The sequence below is a fragment of the Chitinophaga silvisoli genome (assembly GCF_003412465.1).
Taxonomy (GTDB): Bacteria; Bacteroidota; Bacteroidia; order Chitinophagales; family Chitinophagaceae; genus Chitinophaga; species Chitinophaga silvisoli.
In genome coordinates, this window is the sequence record NZ_QTJV01000022.1 from 1 (window position 1) to 17,937 (window position 17,937).

The 17,937-nt window shown below is 46.3% G+C and carries 11 protein-coding genes and 1 tRNA gene; 8 read left to right on the forward strand and 4 right to left on the reverse strand.

Annotation, left to right across the window (positions count from 1 at the left end; all coding sequences use genetic code 11):
- Window positions 1-508: 508 nt before the first annotated feature.
- Window positions 509-582, reverse strand: a tRNA-Asp gene (locus DXN04_RS33125).
- 168 nt (window positions 583-750) lie between these two features.
- Here DXN04_RS33125 and DXN04_RS33130 point away from each other — a divergent pair.
- Entirely contained in the window at window positions 751-1,335 is a 585-nt protein-coding gene (locus DXN04_RS33130; protein ID WP_158569287.1) for an RNA polymerase sigma factor, read from the forward strand.
- Between the two features lie 57 nt (window positions 1,336-1,392).
- On the opposite strand, the gene DXN04_RS33135 is transcribed toward DXN04_RS33130, so the two are convergent.
- Window positions 1,393-1,635, reverse strand: a complete 243-nt coding sequence (locus tag DXN04_RS33135; protein ID WP_116857724.1) for a hypothetical protein — start codon at window positions 1,633-1,635, stop codon at window positions 1,393-1,395.
- Between DXN04_RS33135 and DXN04_RS33140 the strand changes: the two genes are divergently transcribed.
- The 7 genes from DXN04_RS33140 (at window position 1,629) to DXN04_RS33170 (ending at window position 12,725) form a co-directional block, all read left to right on the forward strand.
- On the forward strand, window positions 1,629-2,771 hold the full coding sequence (locus tag DXN04_RS33140) for a FecR domain-containing protein (RefSeq protein WP_116857725.1): 1,143 nt from the start codon (window positions 1,629-1,631) through the stop codon (window positions 2,769-2,771). The genes DXN04_RS33135 and DXN04_RS33140 overlap by 7 nt on opposite strands.
- A 307-nt stretch (window positions 2,772-3,078) precedes the next feature.
- The gene (locus DXN04_RS33145; RefSeq protein ID WP_116857726.1) at window positions 3,079-6,432 is read left to right on the forward strand and encodes a TonB-dependent receptor; all 3,354 of its coding nucleotides are present in this window, start codon (window positions 3,079-3,081) and stop codon (window positions 6,430-6,432) included.
- A 23-nt stretch (window positions 6,433-6,455) separates the two neighbouring features.
- Window positions 6,456-8,009, forward strand: a complete 1,554-nt coding sequence (locus DXN04_RS33150; protein ID WP_116857727.1) for a RagB/SusD family nutrient uptake outer membrane protein — start codon at window positions 6,456-6,458, stop codon at window positions 8,007-8,009.
- Between the two features lie 18 nt (window positions 8,010-8,027).
- Window positions 8,028-8,849: a PKD domain-containing protein gene (locus DXN04_RS33155; RefSeq protein ID WP_116857728.1), complete on the forward strand. Its 822-nt coding sequence runs from the start codon at window positions 8,028-8,030 to the stop codon at window positions 8,847-8,849.
- Window positions 8,850-8,960: 111 nt separating this feature from the next.
- Window positions 8,961-9,812 carry a glycoside hydrolase family 16 protein gene (locus tag DXN04_RS33160; protein WP_116857729.1) on the forward strand — a complete coding sequence of 284 codons (852 nt, stop codon included), beginning with the start codon at window positions 8,961-8,963 and terminating at the stop codon, window positions 9,810-9,812.
- Window positions 9,809-11,242: a glycoside hydrolase family 30 protein gene (locus DXN04_RS33165; protein ID WP_116857730.1), complete on the forward strand. Its 1,434-nt coding sequence runs from the start codon at window positions 9,809-9,811 to the stop codon at window positions 11,240-11,242. Before DXN04_RS33160 ends, DXN04_RS33165 begins: the two co-directional genes overlap by 4 nt.
- A gap of 34 nt (window positions 11,243-11,276) precedes the next feature.
- Window positions 11,277-12,725 carry a glycoside hydrolase family 30 protein gene (locus DXN04_RS33170; RefSeq protein ID WP_116857772.1) on the forward strand — a complete coding sequence of 483 codons (1,449 nt, stop codon included), beginning with the start codon at window positions 11,277-11,279 and terminating at the stop codon, window positions 12,723-12,725.
- A 76-nt stretch (window positions 12,726-12,801) separates the two neighbouring features.
- On the opposite strand, the gene DXN04_RS33175 is transcribed toward DXN04_RS33170, so the two are convergent.
- A complete protein-coding gene (locus DXN04_RS33175; RefSeq protein WP_116857731.1) occupies window positions 12,802-14,397 on the reverse strand; it encodes a SusD/RagB family nutrient-binding outer membrane lipoprotein in 1,596 nt (531 codons plus the stop codon).
- Window positions 14,398-14,419: 22 nt separating this feature from the next.
- Window positions 14,420-17,713, reverse strand: coding sequence for a SusC/RagA family TonB-linked outer membrane protein (locus DXN04_RS33180; protein WP_116857732.1), 3,294 nt, complete (start codon window positions 17,711-17,713; stop codon window positions 14,420-14,422).
- Window positions 17,714-17,937 lie beyond the last annotated feature (224 nt).

Consider the following 17,937-nt stretch of genomic DNA (forward strand, 5'->3'; position numbering starts at 1 on the left):
GATGTAGAATTCTTTCTGTTCAGGTTATCTAAAATCTATGCTTAACGAACAAATCCCCCAAGAATTCAACTTGATCCGCTTTTTGTCCAAAAGAGACGACGGATAAAATCAATGAAGCAATGATCAAGAATAATTTTTTCATAGTATAGGAGTGGATTTATTTCGCAAGTGTATTATAAATATGGGAAGATTTAGTTAATACAATGTTAAGCAACAGCTGGAATGCATTTGGGCCATTTTCCCATTTAGAAATATAATTCGCTTTTTGTAATGCAGTATTGGTAAAACCTACCCAAAAGCTTTCAGGTCCTTACGCTTTTGTTTGCGGAGATTCAAAAATTCAACTTCACCCCCAAAATTTTCGGATTAAGTTGAATTCTTGGGGGAAGGCTAAAACTTTTCCAAGTTATTATTGGCAAAATCCAATCTCAAATCCCCAAACGCAAAAAGCCTCCAGAATTTACATCTGAAGGCTTTTAAAATTTTACTAAAATATTAATTTATTTTGCGGACCAGACGGGACTCGAACCCGCGACCTCCGCCGTGACAGGGCGGCATTCTAACCAACTGAACTACTGATCCTTACACCCCGTTTCTCTGTGTCGGGGGTGCAAATATATGCACTTTTATTTCAAATGTGCAAATAATTTATATAAAAATCTTTCCCCTCCCGTAATCTCCATCTTTTCTTTAGCTTTACAGCCTCCGGGGGCAAGGAGCCAAAACGCTTTGATTTTAACTATGGATCGTATGCCATCAGAAGAAGAAGTGCTGATCAAAATGAAGCAGGGTGATGAAACCGCTTTCTCAACGATCTACCGTCATTATCACGCTTCTCTTTACATATACCTCTTACGGTTTTGCAAAATTCCTTCGCTGGCAGAAGACCTCGTCCACGACGTATTTCTGAAAATCTGGGAAATCAGAGACCGTATAAATCCTCAATTATCTTTTTCAGGATACCTGTACCGTATTGCCCGTAATCATGTAATTAAAACAATTGATAAACTGGCTACGGACCAGGCGATGCGTGAGCAACTATTCTCTCAACTCAATGAGCCGGTCTCCGCTACACCCGAACAAATGGTGCGCGCCAAGGAATACGACAGGCTTTTCCAGGAAGCATTGGCCAAAATGCCGCCACAACGGTTACGGGTATTCCAACTTTGCCGCCAGGAAGGAAGGAGCTATGATGAAACCGCAGCATTACTAGGCATTTCACGGAATGCCGTTAAGAAGCATATGGTGCTCGGAATGCGGTTTATTTATGAATATGTGCATCGATATGGGGATATTATGGTGGCTTTGTATGTAGCACAGCAAATAATGCCGTGATTTGGTTTTTCCGTGAACGAAGATACCCACTAAACCATCCCTCAGAAATCCCCCCTCTTAAAATCCTCCTCCAGGAATCCCCTCAAAAAATCCTTTCCTCAAAAAATCCTCCCTCTCAAGAATCCCCTCAAAAATCCCCCTCTCAAAAACCTCCTCCAGGAATTCCCTCTCAAAATCCCCCTCCAAAAATCCCCCCTCACCCCCCCAAAAAAAAATCTTTAAAAAAAATCTCCCCCCAAGGTACCCTAAACAATTATTTCCGGATAATATATACAGACACCTATAACAACTATATGTCATCAACCACGGAACATTACGAAAAACTGCTCACCAAATACCTTGACGGTCAATGTAATGCAGCTGAAACAGCTGAGCTGTACTCCTGGCTCCAAGCCTCCGGCTCCCACCGTGCGCTGTTAAAAACCATGCAGCAGGAATTTCAAAACGCCTTCAACACCCAGCAGGAAATTCCCGTTGAAATCTCCGACCGCATAGAAACCAAACTCCTGCAGTCCATCACCGAAACAAAACCTAAAACTAAAATCCACACCCTCTGGTATTACGCCGCCGCCTCCGTCGCCGCCGCCATCATACTCCTGCTTATTTTAAAACAACCAACTCCCGAGTTAGCCAATAAACCTATTACCGTCGCAGCATCCATCACCCCAGGCACCAACAAAGCCGTCCTTACCCTGTCCAACGGATCCACCGTTTTCCTGGACAGCGCCGGCAACCAGGTCATCTCTCAGGGTGCCACCACCGTATTACAAAAGAACGGCCAGCTGCAATACGATTCCAAAGCAAGCAGCGAAGCCACCGTATATAATACACTCACCGTTCCCAGGGGCGGTCAGTTCAACATTATCCTGCCCGATGGCAGCCATGTATGGCTCAATGCAGCCAGCAGCCTCCGTTATCCCACCTCCTTCAATGGAAAGGATAGAAGAGTCGACATCACCGGCCAGGGGTACTTCGAAGTCGCCCCCAACGCTAAACAACCTTTCATCGTTCAGGTCAATAACATGGAAATCCAGGTACTCGGTACCGCCTTTGACGTAATGGCCTACTCCGACGAAAAAAGCGTAAACACCACCCTCATCCAGGGGGCCGTAAAGGTCAATGACAAACGCCTCTTACCCGGCCAGCAGGCCCTTATGGACCCAGCCACCGGCGACATCACCATCCGCAATGCAGACGTAGAACAAGTCATTGCCTGGAAAACCGGCTTCTTTGAATTCGACAATGCCCGCCTGTCAGACATCCTGAGACAGCTCTCCAGGTGGTATGATATAGATATTAATTACAAGCAAACAACAAACGAAAGACTGCTCGGCGGCCGTATCAGCCGAAGCCTTCCGCTGTCTGATATCCTCCATATGCTGGAAGCAAATGGACCTGTATTCGAACTGGTTGGACGAAAATTAACTGTGAAATAAGGCTGGTATTCCACGTATAAGACCAGTCATTTTAAAACCTAAAACAACGTTATGAATGTAGCTGAGACAAATTAAAACAAGCGTGCCCGTTCATAAAAAAACCGGAAGCGCTTGCAACACTCCCGGTAAATAATGTCTGGGCCCAAAAAGAAAACAACATCCCGTTACGAATTATTGATTTCAAATTCCCAAACACTACAAAAGTATGGAATTAAACTTATGTGGTAGGGCTTCCTATTCCCGGAAGCGCTCATCAACCAAAAAAATTTTCGGAATTCACGTTTTCCGAAAACAAATATTACTCGTTATGAAACTGACTACCTTTTTGTTGCTCGTAGCTTGCCTGCAGATCAGCGCAAAAGGATTATCCCAGCAAATATCCCTGTCGGAAACAAAAGCACCCCTCAAAAAGGTGTTGAAATCAGTTGCTCGCCAGGCAGGTATCTCCATCATTTATGATGAAGATTTGCTGGCTACGGCACATCCTGTCACTATAGAGGTTAAAAACGTACCGGTACGTCAGGTGCTGGATATGGCCCTCGAAAATCAGCCTTTCTCCTATGTGGTAGACGGCTCCCGCATTATTGTAAAAAGTCTGCCCGAAACAAAACCTGCTGCCGATACTACCATCACTGTCACTGGCCGTGTCACGGACGAAAAAGGAGACCCTGTACCCGGCACCAGTATCCGCATCAAAGACAGTAAAAGTGGTACCGTTACCGATGGAACAGGTTTCTATTCTCTCAAAGTGCCTGCAGGTGCTACCCTCATCGTGAGTGCCGTAGGCTTTGAGCCCTTTACCTGGGCAGTGACCAAACAATCTATGAACTTTTCGCTGAAAATATCACAGACTGCCCTGACCGAAACTGTTGTAGTAGGTTATGGCGTGCAAAAGAAAAGCGTAGTTACCGGGGCTATCTCCAGCGTGAGAGCTTCTGACCTGGAAAGCCAGCCAGTGACCCGCCTTGAAGGTGCTCTCCAGGGCCGCACTTCCGGCGTTACTATCGCCGCAGGTTCTGGTCAGCCAGGTTCCAGTGCTACCGTTCGTGTGAGAGGCCTGACCACCTTCAACAACAATGACCCGCTTTGGGTAGTAGATGGAGTAGTGGTGGACAATGGAGGTATCGGTTACCTGAACCAATATGACATCGAATCTATCGAAGTACTGAAAGATGCCGCTTCCCAGGCTATCTATGGTGCCCGTGCTGCTGCCGGTGTAATCCTCGTAACCACTAAGAAAGGTAAAGCCGGTACCCTGCAGGTGAACTACAATGGTTACTATGGTACCTCTGCACCTGCGCGCAAACTGAAACTGCTCGATGCCACCCAATATGCTACCCTGCGCAATGAAGCATCTGTAGCTGCCGGCAATGGTATCGTGTATGCTGATCCTAAATCTTTAGGCAAAGGTACCGACTGGCAATCACTCATTTTCAACAACAGCGCTGCCCGCCAGAACCATGAAGTGAGTGTGAGCGGTGGTAATGACAAGTCTACTTTCTACTCCTCTTTCGGTTACCTGAAACAGGATGGTATCGTAGCTACCGACATCTCAAAATACGAACGCATCAACCTGCGTCTGAACTCAACTCATAAACTTTCCAAATTCGTTACCTTCGGCGAGAACGTAGGTTATGCTTACGACAAAGCCCTGGGTGTCGGTAATACCAACAGCGAATTCGGTGGTCCGCTCAGCTCCGCTATCAATCTGGATCCAACCACACCTGCTGTGATCACTGATCCTGCTGTAGCTGCTGCCGCACCTTATACCAATGCTGGTATCCGCCGCGATAAAAACGGTAATCCTTATGGGATCTCCAGCGCTGTAGGCCAGGAAATCACAAACCCATTGGCTTATATCTCTACACGCCTGGGTAACTATAGCTGGTCTCACAACATCGTTGGTAATACATACCTGGAAATCGCTCCGATCAAAGGTCTGAAAATCCGCTCCACACTCGGTTCTAAAATCGCGTTCTGGGGATCTGAGACCTTCACTCCAATCTCTTACCTGAACTCATCTACCATCTCTTCCCGTACTTCTTTTTCACGTAATCAGAATTCAGGATTTGCATGGAACATCGAGAACACCGCTTCTTATACAAAAGAGATCCGGAAAAACTCCTTCACCATTCTCTTAGGCCAGGGTGCGTATATGGATAACCGTACAAGAGCAACGACTGTTACTTTCTACGACGTGCCTGCAAACACTTTTGAAGATGCAAGCATGAACTTTAAAGTCGCTTCTGACAACCGTACTTCTGACGGTAGTGAAGGTGCTGACCACAGAATATCTTCCCTCTTTGCCCGTGTGAATTACGCTTATGACGAAAAGTACCTGATCGAAGGTATCGTACGTCGTGATGGATCTTCCCGCTTCGGTGCGAACAACAAATATGGTACTTTCCCATCCTTCTCACTGGGTTGGAATATCTCTAAAGAAGATTTCTGGCCTCAGCAAAACCTCGTCAACTTCCTCAAACTGAGAGGTGGTTACGGTGTGGTTGGTAATGATAACATTGGTGACTTCGCTTACCTCTCTACCATCGGTAGCGGCAGAAACTATGCCTTCGGTAATTCCGGTAGTTACCTGATCGGTTACAGCCCGAATGCTCCTTCTAACCCTGATCTGAAATGGGAACAAACCAGCCAGACCAACGTAGGTTTTGAAGCCACTGTTTACAATGACTTCAGAGTGGCATTCGACTGGTACAAGAAAGTTACTAAAGACATCCTTCAGAACCCACGCATTCCTTCCTACGTAGGTGCAATTTCTAACCCTGCCGCAAACGTAGCTGATATGCAGAATACCGGTGTCGAACTGGAACTGGGTTATCACAAAAAACTGGGTGAAGTAGAGCTGAATGTAAATGCGAACGTCTCTTATACTACCAACAAAGTGACCAACCTGGGTAAAGGTATCAATTACCTCTCCGGTGGCCAGACATTCCAGTCTTCCAGCTATCCTATCACCCGCACTGCTCTTGGTCAGCCGCTCAATAGCTTCTATGGCTTTAAGACTAACGGCATCTTCCAGACACAGGCAGATGTGGACAATTATGTAAGCAAAGCGGGTGGCAAAATTCAGCCGGATGCAAAACCTGGTGATTTCCGCTGGGTTGATACAAATGGTGATGGTGCTATTACTGAAACTGACCGTCAGTTCCTCGGTAATCCTACACCTACCTGGACATATGGTGGTACGATCAATGCAGCTTACAAAGGAATAGATGTAGTAGTATTCATACAGGGTTCTGCCGGTAACAAGATCTTCCAGGGCCTTCGCCGTCTGGATATCCTCAATGCCAACTGGCAGACAAAAGCCCTGGGTCGCTGGACCGGCGAGGGTTCTACCAATGATTATCCAAGGCTGATATCTACAGATCCTAACAGGAACTTTACCAATCCTTCCGATTTCTATCTGGAAAATGGTAGCTATTGCAGGATCAAATCCTTACAGCTGGGTTACTCTATCCCTACTTCCATTACTAAAAGAGCGGGTATTGAGAAATTCAGAATTTACGTAATGAGCGAGAACCTGCTCACATTCACCAAGTACACCGGTTACGATCCTGAAATCGGAGGTGGCGTATTCAGCATCGACAGAGGTATTTATCCTCAGGCAAGATCCTTTATGCTGGGTATTAATGCTACATTCTGATCACCTGATAAAAGCAAATTACAATGAAGAAGAAATACATTCCACATATATTGACATTCGCTATAGGCCTGCAACTGATGAGTGGCTGTAGCAGCAGTTTCCTTGAAGTTAAACCAAAAGGTACCGATCTCGAAGCTAACTATTACAAAAATCAGACAGAGGCTTTCAACGGCCTGGTGGCCTGTTACGATGTAGTAGGCTGGCAGGGTGGTAACTATGTCACCAAAGTAGGTGCGATGAATGCCGGCTCTGACGACCACTACGCTGGTGGCGGTGGTGCCAATGACGTAACCGCTTTCCAGGTGTTCTCCACATATACTCTGACACCTGACCAGGGGCCACAGGATGAACTCTGGAAGAAAGGCTTTTCCGGTATCTTCCGTGCAAACACCCTCCTGGAAAAATTGCCGGGTGTACCAATGGATGAAGCTACCAAAGCACGTTATACTGCGGAAGCAAAATTCCTTCGTGCATTCTTCTATTTCGACCTCGTACGTTTGTTTAAGAATGTACCACTCTTCACCAAACCTGTTTCCACCAGTGAAATGTACAATGTGACACAGGCTACTCCTGAAGAAGTATATAAACAAATTGAGAAAGACCTGCAGGATGCAATTGCTGAAACAAATCTGCCTGACCAGGTACCCGTAGCGACTGAAGGTGGCCGTGCTACCAAAGGTACTGCACATGCCCTCTTAGGTAAAGTATATCTCTACGAGAAAAATTATGCTGCCGCTGCAACAGAACTGGCAGAAGTAAATGGTGCAAACCCCGGTGGTACAAATACCAAGTATGGTTACAAGCTGCTGGCTAACTTCGGTGATCTCTGGAAATCAGACAACGGCAGTAAATTCAACAGTGAGTCTATCTTCGAAGTGGCGTTTACCTCTTCCTCCGCAGGTTCATGGGATTGCGTGGCCTGTACAGAAGGTAATGTGCTGAACATTATGGTGGGTCCCAGAGGCTACAAAGCCCTGAAAGCCGGCGCACCTGATTATGTAGCCGGCTGGAGTTTCCTGGTAGTGACCAAAGAACTGTTTGATGCGATTCACTACGATCCCCGTTATAACTATACCGTTGCAAACCTGGATAGCTTGCAGGCAAATGGTATTGCAAGCTATGAACCAGGTTACAAAAACACCGGTTATTTCCTGCAAAAGCTCATCGGCTTCAACTATAATAAAACTACAGGTGGTGGTAATATCGAGTTGAACTTCCCACAGGATCTGTACGAAATCCGCCTGGCCGATACTTACCTCATGGAAGCAGAAGCACTCGTAAAGGCCGGACAGGGTGGCGGTGCCGGTAGTCGTGCTTATCAATTGCTGAATGCAGTACGTGCACGTGTAGGTCTTACCGCTATTGAAGCGACTGACGACAACATCTTCAATGAAAGAAGACTGGAACTGGCAGGTGAAGGCCATCGCTGGTTTGACCTGGTTCGTACAGGCAGAGCTGCTTCAGTATTGGGTAGCCGTGGCTTCATTGCCGGCAAAAACGAGATTTTACCAATTCCATTGTTAGAGTTGGAAAATACCAAACTGGAACAGAGTAAAGAATGGGGAGGAACTAAATAACACATCAAACTGATTTACATGAAACGCTATATAGGTACTTTGGCAGTGGCAGCTATGTTGTCCTGCACTATACCGGCCTGCACGCCGGAGTCATCCACGAAGGAGCTGGGTCCTTTGCCTACTGCTTCTTTCACCGCTACACCACTCACCACAAATCCGAATAGGGTAGTGGTGTCCTCTACTACCAAAGGTGGTTTTATCTGGAACTGGACGATCAGCGACGGGACCACTGCTAAAGGGGAATTCGACACACTGCATTTCTCCAAAGCCGGAGAGTATACTGTACAACTGACAGTATTTACAAATGGTGGATATGCGACCACTGCGCAAAAAATCACGATTGCCAATGATGCACCTACCAAGGATTTGCTGAATACAACAGACTGGACAATCCTGAATACAGGTGGTACACAGACGACTATTACCAATACAAACGGGACGATCAATTTCTCCAATACAGGCAATACCAATGGTGCCATCTACCAGATGGTCATGGTAAAAGCCCATACTCCTTATACAGTTGCAGCAAATATTAAAGGTGCTGGTGCAACTAACAGCTGGCTGGAAGTATATTGTGATACCATTGCGCCGGTGCAGGGCAAAGATTATGGCGGCACCAAGTACATTGCAATGAATACCTGGTCTGGCTGCGGTAGTATTCCTTTTGATGGAAATATTGCAGAAATAGGCTGTGATGGCGGTGGTAAAGGGAAAAATGGGTATATGGAGTTTTCCAAAGCTGACACCGTTTGGGTGGTAATAAAAGGTGGTAGCTCCGGTGGTACATTGGGTACCGGTGGTATGACACTCTCTAATATTCAATTCCTGGAAGAACAATAATTCTTTACCTGCCGGTTTTAAAGCTACCAGCGGTAATTTTAAAACCGGCCCCCGGAACCTGATCGCAGCCATCGGGCTGCGATCAGGTTCCGGAAATTACAATCCACGCTTATGCTCGCAAGATATCTCCCTCTTCTCTTACTCATCTTCAGCTCCTGTTCCGGCAAAGGCAACACCGACACTACCTCCACCGGCCCTGTTACACCCACCACTCCCGTCGATAGCGGTTGGACTTTCGAAACCACCCCTGTCTGGGCAGAAGAATTTAACTACACAGGTGCGCCCGATGCTTCAAAGTGGGGCTACGACCTGGGTGGCAGTGGATGGGGAAATAACGAACTGGAATATTACACCAACAGCACCGACAATGCCAGCGTGGCAAACGGTGTTCTGAGCATCACTGCCAGAAAGGAAACCAAAGAGAACAGAAACTACACCTCCGCCAGAATGGTCACCACCAACAAAGGTGACTGGCTGTATGGCCGCTTTGAAATCAAAGCAAAACTTCCTGCCGGCAAAGGCACCTGGCCTGCCATCTGGATGTTACCTACTGACTGGGCTTATGGCGACTGGCCTAAATCAGGTGAAATCGACATCATGGAACATGTCGGTTACGACCCTGGCAATGTCCACATCAGTGCTCACACCGAAGCTTATTATTTCAAGATAAATACCCAGAAAACAAGTACAAAAAAGGTCGACAACGTCAGCTCCGAATTCCATCTCTACCGGCTTGACTGGACACCCTATGCCCTCAGGGGGTATATCGATGACATGCTGGTATTCCAGTTTGTAAACGAAGGAAAAGGATACACTGTCTGGCCATTTGACAAACGCTTCCACATCCTCCTGAACCTCGCTATTGGTGGTGACTGGGGCGGTGCTCAGGGGGTAGATGACAGCATCTTCCCTACCACCATGGAAGTAGATTATGTAAGGGTATATAAAATGAAAAATAAATGAGACTAAACCATATATTCTTCACCCTGCTCTTCTGCTTTGCCAGTTGTAAGGGAGATAGCAATGATACTACCAACGTCATCGTCCCGCCTCCCGCAGGAGACCTGCCTACCGACGTAACTTTCTGGCTCACTAAAGCTGATAAAAGTGTGCTGCTGGCAAAACAAAAAGTCAGCCTGCTCTTCAAAGATACTGTCAATGTATTCCCGACCATCAAAGTCGATGAGCAGAGCCAATACCAGTCTATAGATGGTTTTGGTTATTCCCTCACCGATGGTAGCGCTACATTGATCAATAAATTGCCAGCTGCTACCCAGGATGCACTGCTCAAAGAATTGTTTGGTGCCGACAGTACGTCCATTGGCGTTAGCTATCTCCGCGTAAGCATCGGGGCCTCTGATCTAAGTGCTACGACCTATACTTACGATGATATGCCGGCGGGCCAGACTGATGTAAACCTTGACCATTTCAGTATCGGCCAGCAACAATCTGACCTGATCCAGGTATTGAAAAAAATCGTTGCCATCGCTCCTGGTATTAAAATACTGGGCTCTCCCTGGTCAGCACCTGTATGGATGAAAGACAATGGCGGCTTTGTAGGAGGTAGCCTCAAACCAGAATATTACGCTACCTACGCACAGTACTTTGTAAAGTATATCCAGGCCATGAAAGCAGAAGGCATCACGATCAGTGCCATCACTCCGCAAAACGAGCCCTTGCATGGCGGCAACAATCCCAGTATGGTCATGCAGGCTACAGAACAGGCTGCATTTATTAAGACGGCCTTAGGGCCTGCATTTAAATCAGCTGGTATAATGACGAAAATCATCTGCTACGATCATAATGCTGACAGGCCCGACTATCCGTCTACAGTGCTGCAGGATACGGATGCCAAACAATATGTAGACGGCTCCGCATTTCACCTGTATGGTGGTGATATCAGTGCATTAACCCAGGTGCATAACGCATTTCCCGATAAAAATGTCTACTTTACGGAGCAATGGGTAGGTGCCCCCGGTGATTTTGCTTCAAATCTGCAATGGCATATTACAAATCTTATCATCGGTGCTACCCGCAACTGGAGCCGGAACGTGCTGGAGTGGAACCTGGCCTCCGATCCTGATTATAAACCACATACTGATGGCGGTTGTAATACCTGTATGGGTGCACTCACTATCAGTGCCGACGTTACGAGGAATGTATCTTATTATATTATAGCACATGCCGCAAAGTTCGTAAAGCCCGGCTCAATAAGGATTGCTACCAATGTCACCAGCCAGCTGGACAACGTGGCGTTCAAAACGCCTGAGGGGAAAAGAGTATTAATTGTGATCAACAATGCCAGCACTCCCCAATCGTTCAACATCCAGTTCAATGGCAAGGTCGTTACGCCCACGTTGACGAATGGTGCCGTAGGTACATATATCTGGTAAGATGAACACGTTTAAACTGGTAATAATTAATACAATGAAAAGAGCAATTTTGGCAGGGCTGTTGCTGGTATCTTATGCCGGCTATGCAAAAGGTCCTACCCCGGGAGATTCCCTTTCCCGCAAGACCGTAACCGTTTACACAACAGCCGCAAGTACAAAGTTAAGACTGTCAGCAACGGACAAGCTATCATTTTCACCCGCAAAGCAACCGCTTGAAACAGAAGTCTGCATTTTTGTAGACCCTGCAAAATCCTTCCAGACCATGACTGGTATTGGTGGGGCGCTGACAGATGCTTCAGCGGAAGTATTCGCAAAACTCCCGAAGGATAAGCAGGCGGAGCTTTTGAAGGCCTACTTTGATCCCGTAAATGGTATCGGTTATACATTGGCCCGTACTAATATTCATAGCTGCGATTTTTCCAGCGATAGCTATACTTACATTGAAGAAGGGGATAGTACCTTGAAAACATTCAATGTAAAGCATGATATGACTTACCGCATTCCGTTTATCAAGGCAGCGATTGCAGCAGCAGGTGGTAAGCTCACACTCTTTGCTAGTCCATGGAGCCCCCCGGCATTCATGAAGGATAATGGTAGTATGCTGCATGGCGGTAAACTCCTGCCACGTTACTACCAGGCATGGGCAAATTACTTTGTAAAATTCATCAGAACCTACGAGTCACTGGGCATTCCGGTATGGGGCTTCTCCGTACAAAATGAACCAATGGCAAAACAGATCTGGGAATCCTGCAACTTTACTGCTGAGGAAGAAAGAGACTTCATTAAGCATTATTTAGGCCCTACCTTACAGCGTGCAGGCCTGAGTACAAAAAAACTCATTGCCTGGGATCATAACCGTGACCAGATTTATCAACGCGCCAGCACAATTCTCGAAGATGCTGCTGCGGCAAAATATGTATGGGGTATCGGCTACCATTGGTACGAAACATGGACAGGCAGTACCATGGAGTTCGATAACGTTCGTAAAGTGAAAGAAGCATTTCCTGATAAAAACCTGATCTTTACAGAAGGATGTGTGGAAGCGTTTAAACTGGATAAGGTGAATGACTGGGCACTGGGTGAGCGTTATGGTAATTCATTATTGAATGATTTCAATAGTGGTACGGTAGCCTGGACTGACTGGAATGTCCTGCTGGATGACAAAGGCGGTCCAAACCATGTAGGTAATTTCTGTTTTGCACCTGTGCATGCGGATAGTAAGACCGGAGAATTGATCTATACTAATTCTTACTATTACTTAGGGCATTTCTCTAAATTCATTCGTCCCGGTGCAAAGCGTATAGTTGCTTCCTCCAACAGAACAGATCTTCAGACAACTGCTTTTGTAAATAAAGATGGCAAGATAGCGGTGATTGTGTTGAATACAAGTGATAAGGAATTAACTTATAAACTGTGGATAAAGGGGAACGGTACAGATGTAAAAAGCTTACCGCACTCAATTGAAACATTAGTTATTAACTGATAAACAGGGATTAAAAAAACAAAAAGCCCCGCCTCAAACGAGACGGGGCTTTTTCTACAGAATACATCACATGACCTTATTTCTTATCCCACCACAAATGCGTAGCCGCATCATCAGTACCGCCTAACAACGTAATCCCTTTATTCAACTCCGTCGCATTTGTATTATACTCCTGCTGTGGATAAGGTAACCGCCTTACACCTTCTGCATCACTCACCGTACCCGCACTCTCATTATGCGCTACAGGGAATAATTTAGGATACCCTGTTCTTCTATGCTCTGTCCATGCTTCCTGACCTTCAGGGAACATCGCAATCCATTTCTGGGTTGCAATACGCTCTTTCTTTACCTCAGTCAGGGCTGCATCATCCCACTTAATAGTAATAGCAGTTTGTGCCGCAATATTATTATCGCTATGCTTAGGATCTACATAATCGGCAGGCTTGCTGGTGGCATCACTCAGGTAGCTGCCAATCGCCACGTTCCACTGCTCCATAGAAGTAGTGATACCCTGGTTATACAGCTCCTCTGCACTTCCTCCTGCATTCGCCCAGCCATTCAATGCAGCTTCCGCTCTCAGGAAGTAGACTTCCGCAGCCGTCATAATCTGCACCGGAGTAGTCAGGGAGAATGCTGAACCCAACGCAGAATAGCCGATGTATTCATTCTTGGTAGCAGAAGAAGTGACTGCGCCTAAACGAATACCTACATATTGGGAACTAAAGTTTTTATCTGTTGACTTACCCAGGTAAGCAGCAATCCTCGGGTCATTGTAACCCATCAGGTAGCAGGCAATATCAGCACCGATACGGGTATCCCCCCAGTTCCTGTCGATAAACACCAGTGGGTTGGTAAAGCTACCACCTACCTGTACCACCATATTGCTGGCATTGGTCGTAATAACACCTCCATTGGAAGGATTCAGTGCTTTCTCAGCCTGTGCCTGTGCAGTAGCAGCATCTGCTTTTACGATGTGCATAGCTAAGCGCAGACGAAGAGAGTTTGCAAACTGCAGCCATTTGCTGAAGTCCCCATTATACACCAGGTCGAATTTGGCAAAGGTGAAAGGCAGTTGCTCTCCTTTGTTGATATAGTTCTGCAGATTCGCAGTCGCGGTATCCAGCTCCAGGAAGAAGCGTTTGTAAATATCTTCCTGGCTGTCATAAGGCAGATCAGTTTTTGAACTACCCGCCTTGCTGTATGGAATAGGACCATAGATATCCGTCACACGGCTCATACCAGCCACCTGTACAATCTGCGCCACCGCCCACACTGCAGGGAATGCAGTATCGATACGGTTAGTACGCAGCTTGGAAATAGGAGACATGATGTTCAGATAACCTACTTTGAATGCTTCGCCATTCCAGCCGGACATCATAAAGTAGTTTGTATTGTTCCTGCCACCATTGAACGGGTTTGGAGACATAAAGTAACCTGAAAACAGATCCGCATTCAGGTTCTGCTGTACCTGGTAAGAGTTAGGGTCACCACCACCGGAAAAGTTAATGATGGAACGCTCTGCCTGCAACAGGTAAATACCCACATCATTAAAATCAGGTTTCAGCTGACCAGTAGATACACCGGTATTATCCGTATTGTAATCCTCAAAGTTCTTCGTACAGGCAGTAGCACCCAGGAGTAGTACTGCAATGATAATATAGTAACGTTTCATTTTCGTTCGATCAGTTTTACTGTTAGAAAGTAGCATTCAGACTCAGACCATAGCTGCGCAATGCAGGCTGCATGAAAATATCCACACCAGACAAACCATTTGCAGTAGACATCGTCAACTCAGGATCAAACGGTGCTTTCTTGTAGAAGTAAATCAGGTTACGTCCTGTCAGGGAGAACTTCAGCGCTTTGATAAACACATCTTTCAATGGAACTGTATACCCCAGCGCTAACTCACGCAGGCGAACAGTAGTTGCATTGTACATATATTCTCCGGATACTGCTTCACGACCACCTACAGTAGCATACCAGGTCTGTGCATCAACAGTAGTAACAGCATTACCATTTGGATCCACCCCATTTATTTTTACACCACCTGCATCTCTTGCATCGCCGGTTGCTTTAGACACACCGTACAGGTCCATCATAGACTGGGTAACAGACATTACCTTGCCACCAAACTTACCATCAATCAGCATAGAGAGGGTGAAGTTCTTATAACCCAGGTTGTTGTTCCAGCCCAGTTGGAATTTAGTGTTGGAGTTACCGATGTATACCATATCACCAGTCTGCTTGATAGGCGTTCCTGCGCCGTCAACCATGATTCTGCCTTGTGCATCGTGCTTCAGTACAGTACCATAGATGTCACCAAATGAACCACCTACTTTAAATTTAGACGCATAGTTAGAACCTGAAGCACCAGTCAGGGTGAAGTAATCCACACCATCAGCCAGTTCTATGATCTTATTCTTGTTGGTAGCGAAGTTTAAACCGGTATTCCAGGTAAATTTACCTTCACGGAATACATCGTAACGTACCACTGCTTCCACACCCTGGTTCTGGATGTTACCGGCATTGATATAATAAGAATCATAATAAGAAGCCTGGCTTGCAGCAATCTGCAGGGTCTGGTTCTTGGTATTTGTTTTATAGTAAGTCGCATCCACGCTCAGTCTGTTATTGAAGAAGCGCCACTCTGTACCAAACTCCAGGGAATTGGTTTTCTCTGGTTTCAAATCAGTGAAAGGAGCGGTGGTATTACCCACGATGATACCGCCAGCACCAATAGTATTCAGTGCAGGGTAGGATTGATAGGCTAAAGGTGCATTACCTACCTGGGCATAAGAACCACGCACTTTTGCGAAGCTCACCCAATCAGGTAATTTGGTTACAGAACTCAGGATGACATTAAGACCGACTGAAGGATAGAAATAGGAATAGTTAGGCGTAAAGGCCAGGTTAGATGACCAGTCATTACGAGCAGTCAGATCCAGGTAGAACCAGTCTTTGTAAGAGATGTTCGCACTTCCGAATACAGACTGGAACTGGCTGTGGTTTTCAGGCAGGGTGCCGGAGTTAGCACCGTTCATAGCCACAAAGTTCTGCAGGGTGAAAATGTTTGGAATGTGCAGACCTTCTCTACCTGAGTTGAATTTCTCACCGGTAGTCTTTACATCGCGGATGGCACCACCTACCACACCTGTCACACGCCATTCTTTTCCGAAAGGCACATTGAAGTTCAACAGGAGGTCACCGTACTGCTGGTTAGTAGTCAGGTTCTGGTATACATAACCACCACTGGTGGCAGCTACGTAAGAAGCATTGTCTGCATATACTTTCTGATCATATACGTCATTGATCCTGTCAATACTTCCTCTCGCCTGTACGTTCAGGTATTTGTTGATCTCGTATTTCAGACTGGCGTTCAGCAATATACGATTCCTGTTCAGCTGGTTAGGATCGCGATACAGGATCCACCATGGGTTCTGCTGCACGTCTTCATTGAATGCCCAGTTCTGCACCATCAATCCGTTTCTGCCTGGGTCAGCAACTTCGAAATTATTCTTGTACTGAGACAGGTTGCTGCCCCGTGGGTAGAGGTATAAACCTGTCAGGGGATTGAAATAGAAACCAGAGAGTGGTGTATTGTCAATCTTCTGGGTGATGTAGTTTACATCTGCTTCAGCAGTCAGCTTATCGTTGAGGAATTTACCTGTTTCTTTAAAACTGATGTTGTTACGGCCCAGCTTATTGGTAGGCTGAATGCCTCTTGCGCTGGTATTAGCGTAAGAGAAATAAGTCTGTGTTTTATCAGTACCCCCTGCCAGGCTGATAGCGTTGGTCACGTTATTCCCGGTCTGGAAGAAGTCGTCCAGGTTATTATGTGCCTTGGTAGTCAGCTTACTGCCCCAGCTCTGTGTACTACCTTCTTTGCTCTGGCCATAAGAGTTCTGGAACTCAGGTTTGTAAGCTGCCTGGCTCAGGGTAAGACCAGAAGAGTAGTTGATGGTAGTACGACCCGCTTTACCGCTCTTGGTAGTGATCAATATCACACCGTTTGCACCCTGGCTACCATACAAAGCAGCTGCAGAAGCACCTTTCAGGATGGAGATGCTCTCGATATCCTCAGGGTTCATGTTGGAGATAGGGTCACCACCATCATAAGCGGTGCTACCACCATAGGCACTGTTTGGCTGGTTGGTGAGGGTGTTATTCATGGGCACACCATCTATTACATACAGTGCCTGGTTATTACCCAGACCTGATTTAGCACCACGCAGGATCACTTTGGCAGAACCACCCACACCTGAAGAGCTGCTGGAGATCGTCAGACCAGCTACCTTACCGTTCAGTGTATTCATCAGGTTTGGATCCTTTGCTTTGGTCAGTTCCACCCCACTTACCTGCTGGGCAGCATAGGTGATGGATTTCTCAGAACGCTTGATCCCCAATGCGGTCACTACTACAGTACCCAGCTGCTTGTTGCTTTCAGCCAGTTTAATGTTCAGTGACGTGTTGCCACCTACGGTAATTTCCTGTTTGTCGAAGCCGATATAGCTGATGACCAATACATCTGTAGGCTGAACATCCAGGGTGAAGTGACCGGTAGCATCAGTCATAGCACCCCTGGTCGTACCTTTTACCTGGATGCTTACATTCTGTAACGGATGGCCAGCAGAGTCAGTAACAGTACCAGTGACAGGAGTTGCAGCAACGGGAGTGGGAGCGACTTCCCGGGGAGCCTTTTTAGGACTGATCACAATGATCTTGTCCATAATAGAATAACTCAATGCTTTGTCATTCAGACACTTGTCCAGCACATCAGTGAGTTTTTGTCCCTGTGCATTGATATTAACAGCGCCCTTGCTTTCCAGCAATTTGGCATCGTATACAAATTCATAGCCCGTCTGCTTGCTGATCGTGTTGAACACTTCATACAGTGAAAGGTGTTTTCCGGAGATGCTGACGGTTTGGGAATAGGTTTTAGCAGAGAGCTGGATTGTAAATACCAGCGTTAAAATGGCAGTTAATTTCATAACTAACAACAATTTTCTGTGCAAAAGACTCACTCCTCCGCGGAAGGGAGTTTTGCATGAAGCGCATAGTTCCATACTTTTGTTTCCTGGCTTTTTTAGTAAATCAAATTTTTCTTGAGTCAAAGAGAAATTGGTAGCCATGTTGCCGGGTTCCGATGGCAGTCGGGCCCGGTTTTTTTTATATCAGACGTGGCAGCGTCATTTACAAATACTGGTACCTTTCT